This is a genomic window from Sulfurimonas sp. (assembly GCF_028714975.1).
In the GTDB taxonomy this organism is placed as follows: domain Bacteria; phylum Campylobacterota; class Campylobacteria; order Campylobacterales; family Sulfurimonadaceae; genus Sulfurimonas.
This window is the reverse complement of the sequence record NZ_JAQTLH010000021.1, coordinates 1-3,771: the sequence shown is the minus strand read 5'-3', so window position 1 is coordinate 3,771 and position 3,771 is coordinate 1. Positions and strand designations below refer to the sequence as shown.

Genomic DNA, 3,771 nt, shown 5'->3' with positions numbered 1-3,771 from the left:
AAGTTGACTCTGATGAAGAGCAAGATATTAAAATAATGTCTCAAGCTTATATTCAAAAGGGTAGATAAATGGAATTAGGTGGTTATTGGAACTATTATGATAAAGACTATAAATGGAATTATCAAAATCCTCATATAAATTTAGACTATACTCGTTCTAAATTTATGAGTATTGGTATGTCAGAAGAAGAAGCAGAAAAATGTATTAAATCAGGGTATATTTGTTTAGAACATGTTGATATTGTAGTCGATAGGTTTTATGGTGGATGTCTTATGTCATCGGACTTTAGAACTAGGTTTCCATTAAATAAATTTAATTTACAAAATACTGGAATGAAGAAAAATATTTGGGTTGAAAAAGCAAAATCCATTGTTGATATAAAAAATATTGTTGATACATATACTTCTAAAACTAATAAAAATTATTTATTTAGAGGTCAAACAAGTAATTATCAAATTGAAAGGGAAATTAATAACCCTAATTTTATTGTTCCTGAATTTGGTGAGATTTCATTATTACCTTCTTTGTGGAGAGTAATGTTAAATACAAATCCTACTTCATTTGAAGAATTTAGAAACTTATCACCTCTTGAATGGTCAGATTTGCTATATTCAAAATTTGATTTAGAAGATATAAAACATAGAGAAAAAATATTAGCAGATAAAGGTGAATTAATTTTCACTATGTCAGATATGGAAGATTGTAGTGATCCAATTTTAAGAGAGTTTGGGAAGTATAGATTAGATTTAATGATGCACATGGATAATATATTAGCTCCTACGCTGATAACTTTACTCCAACATTATGGTTTATATTCAAATGTTTTAGATTTAACAAAATCGTTAGATGTTGCAATATTTTTTGCAACACATAAATTTAAAATGGATAATAATATATCACAGTATGATTTTATTGGTACTAATAAAAGACAATCATTAATATATATTATAAGAGAAGATCCCAGGGAGATGATACATCATGACGATTCAAATGAGACTATTAAACCATATAATCCTTTGCGACCTATTTTACAAGAGTGTGTTGTATCAACATCAAGTACCTGTGCCCTAAATCTTCCAGCAGATTTTATAGAAGGAATTATAGTATTAGATTTTGATTTAGATGATTCAAGTTTAATATTATCAGAAAGTGAACTCTTTCCAAGTGAAAAAACGGATACATTTTTAAGTATATTAAAAAAACATAAAGTTATGAAAAAACATTTGACATAGTTTAAAACATCTAACAATCTTACACCCCAGTGAGTGAATCTCCACTTTTTGCTACGCTTTGGTTTTTGATAAGTTTTTTATAAAGTGATTAAAGCCAGACGATTTTTTAAACGCTATATGATATAATTTTTCATAAAATAAACTTAAAAGAGGGGTATGTAAATGTCAAAACAACTTGATAAAACAAATATCTTAAACTATTTAAAAGAGCATTATTTTGAGTTTAAAGATAAGTACGGTATTGATTCACTATATCTTTTTGGTTCATTTGCGAGAAATGAACAGTCTGTAAATAGTGATATTGATTTGCTTGTCGAGTTTAAAAAAACACCAGATTTGTTGACATTTATAGAGCTAGAAGAATATTTAAGCACTTCGCTTCAAAATAGTGTTGATCTAGTACCCAAAAGAAAACTAAAAGCTGAAATAAGAGATCAAATTTTAAAAGAAGCAATAGCTGTATGAAACGAAATTATTTACTTTTCTTAGAAGATATTTCTAAACGAATAGAAAAAATAAACTCTTTTATAGGCGGTATGAGCTATGAAGATTTTGTACAAGATGATAAAACAGTGAGTGCATGTATAAGAGAAATAGAAGTCATAGGAGAAGCTACAAAACAGATTCCAAAAGAAAAATTACCGATAAGTTTACTGATTTACCTTGGTCATTAATGGCGAAAATGAGAGACAAACTTATTCATTGGTATTTTGAAATTGATGAAGAGATTGTTTGGAATGTTGCAAAAGATAAGTTACCTGATATTAAAATTCAAATTGATGATATTATTAAAGATTTGAGATAAAAAAATCTAATCTTACCCTTCCTTCTGTGTAAACCTCCACTTTTTTATCCAAATGCAACTTGACATAGCGTACGATATTAAGTACAATTTACAAAATTAATTGAGAAGGCACCTCTATGATAAGAGTAATGTCGGTAAGCGAAGTTAGAGCAAATATTTACAATGTTATGGATGAAACTGCGCAAAGTCATGAGCCTGTGCTTATAACAGGAAAAAGAAATAATGTCGTAATGCTATCCCTTGAGGATTGGAATGCGATAGAAGAGACGCTATATTTGAATTCTATACCAAATTTAGCATCTTCTATACAAGATTCGATGAAGTCGGATGATAGCGAATTTAGTGAAGATATAGAGTGGTAATTTATAAAATACTTTATAGCAAATTGGCATTAAAAGATGCTAAAAAGTTATCTAGTGCTAGTTTAGATAAAAAAGCAAAAGAACTAATTGAGGTTATTAAAAAAGATTCATTTCAAAATCCGCCGTCTTACGAGAAGTTAGTCGGAAATTTAAACGGCTCATATTCAAGAAGAATAAATATCCAACATAGAATAGTTTATGAAGTAAGAGAGAGCGATAAAGTGGTGAGAGTGCTTAGGATGTGGTCGCATTATGGAGAGTAGTTGCTCAAATAAAGGAGTATTTGTTTGAAAGATATGAAAAATAGCACCGCTATAGCAATCGGTGGTTTTGATGGGATGCATATCGGGCATCAGCAACTTTTTAAAACACTTGGAAAAGATGGTGCAATTGTAGTAATTGAGACAGGTTATGCAAACCTTACTCCAAAGAGAGAAAGGGAACATTTTTCACACTATCCAATACTCTATCTTGAGCTTGACGATATTCGTCATTTGAGTGGAGAGGAGTTTATGACTTTTTTAAAAGGTAAATTTCCAAACTTAAAGAAAATAGTTGTTGGGTATGATTTTCACTTTGGGAAAAATAGAAAATACTCATCTGAAGATTTAAAAAATATTTTTGATGGCGAGGTTGAGGTTATCAAAGAAGTAGCTTTTCATGGAGACTCTGTTCACTCACACAAGATAAGAGCAAAACTTCAGATTGGCGACATAAAAGGTGCTAACGCTTTTTTAGGGCATAATTACACTTTAAAAGGCGGTGTTGTTTCTGGTCAGGGCATAGGCAAAAAAGAGCTAGTCGCAACTATAAATATAGAAGCAAAAGAGTACCTTGTGCCAAAAGAGGGCGTTTATGCAACGCTTACTCGTATTGATGATGAAGAACATTTACATCCATCTGTATCATTTGTCGGCCATAGAGTAACTACGGACGGGAGTTTTGCTATAGAGAGCCATATTCTTGACGGTGAAGTTTTATGCAAAGATAAAGCGGCGATTAGTTTTGTCTCTTTTATAAGAGATAATAAAAAATTTAACTCAATGGATGAGTTAAAAATGGCAATTAAAAAAGATATATCTATTGCTTCAAAGGAGCTAAAATTTTTACAATTATGAACAGAGAGTATTTGCAAAGTACGCAAGATATTAACTTTAAATTTTATCAAAATGAGAGAGATTTCGTAGTAGATGAGGTACCGCTTGCTGGGTTTTTAGGTAGAGGAAATTACCTGATTTTACATGTATCAAAAGTTGAGCTAACTACTTGGGACATGATAGCAATATTCGCAGAATTTTTAGCGATTCCAGCGGAAAAGATAGGTTACGCAGGGTTAAAAGATAAACATGCAACAACTTCACAATATCTTTCA

6 protein-coding genes and 1 pseudogene are annotated in these 3,771 nt (G+C 30.5%); all 7 read left to right on the top strand.

The window, feature by feature from the left end; translation table 11 throughout:
• The first annotated feature begins 68 nt into the window (after window positions 1–68).
• Window positions 69–1,232, top strand: a complete 1,164-nt coding sequence (locus tag PHQ93_RS10655; RefSeq protein ID WP_299944222.1) for an FRG domain-containing protein — start codon at window positions 69–71, stop codon at window positions 1,230–1,232.
• A 162-nt stretch (window positions 1,233–1,394) separates the two neighbouring features.
• Window positions 1,395–1,697 (top strand): nucleotidyltransferase family protein, encoded by a 303-nt coding sequence (locus tag PHQ93_RS10650; protein ID WP_299944219.1) that lies wholly within the window; start codon window positions 1,395–1,397, stop codon window positions 1,695–1,697.
• Window positions 1,694–2,037: pseudogene (locus PHQ93_RS10645) on the top strand (DUF86 domain-containing protein). Before PHQ93_RS10650 ends, PHQ93_RS10645 begins: the two are co-directional and overlap by 4 nt.
• Before the next feature lie 116 nt (window positions 2,038–2,153).
• Window positions 2,154–2,399, top strand: coding sequence for a type II toxin-antitoxin system Phd/YefM family antitoxin (locus PHQ93_RS10640; protein ID WP_299944216.1), 246 nt, complete (start codon window positions 2,154–2,156; stop codon window positions 2,397–2,399).
• Window positions 2,393–2,662, top strand: a complete 270-nt coding sequence (locus PHQ93_RS10635) for a Txe/YoeB family addiction module toxin (RefSeq protein ID WP_299944213.1) — start codon at window positions 2,393–2,395, stop codon at window positions 2,660–2,662. The genes PHQ93_RS10640 and PHQ93_RS10635 overlap by 7 nt, the downstream gene beginning before the upstream one ends.
• Window positions 2,663–2,695: 33 nt before the next feature.
• Entirely contained in the window at window positions 2,696–3,517 is an 822-nt protein-coding gene (locus tag PHQ93_RS10630; RefSeq protein ID WP_299944227.1) for a bifunctional riboflavin kinase/FAD synthetase, read from the top strand.
• Window positions 3,514–3,771 (top strand): tRNA pseudouridine(13) synthase TruD (gene truD / locus PHQ93_RS10625; RefSeq protein WP_299944210.1); only part of this gene is annotated, 258 nt, incomplete at its 3' end. The genes PHQ93_RS10630 and truD, both read left to right, overlap by 4 nt.

Coding starts and splice junctions, on each gene's coding strand:
- PHQ93_RS10655 (WP_299944222.1), top strand. CDS start 69: ATGGAATTAGGTGGTTATTGGAACTATTATGATAAAGACTATAAATGG.
- PHQ93_RS10640 (WP_299944216.1), top strand. CDS start 2,154: ATGATAAGAGTAATGTCGGTAAGCGAAGTTAGAGCAAATATTTACAAT.
- PHQ93_RS10650 (WP_299944219.1), top strand. CDS start 1,395: ATGTCAAAACAACTTGATAAAACAAATATCTTAAACTATTTAAAAGAG.
- PHQ93_RS10630 (WP_299944227.1), top strand. CDS start 2,696: ATGAAAAATAGCACCGCTATAGCAATCGGTGGTTTTGATGGGATGCAT.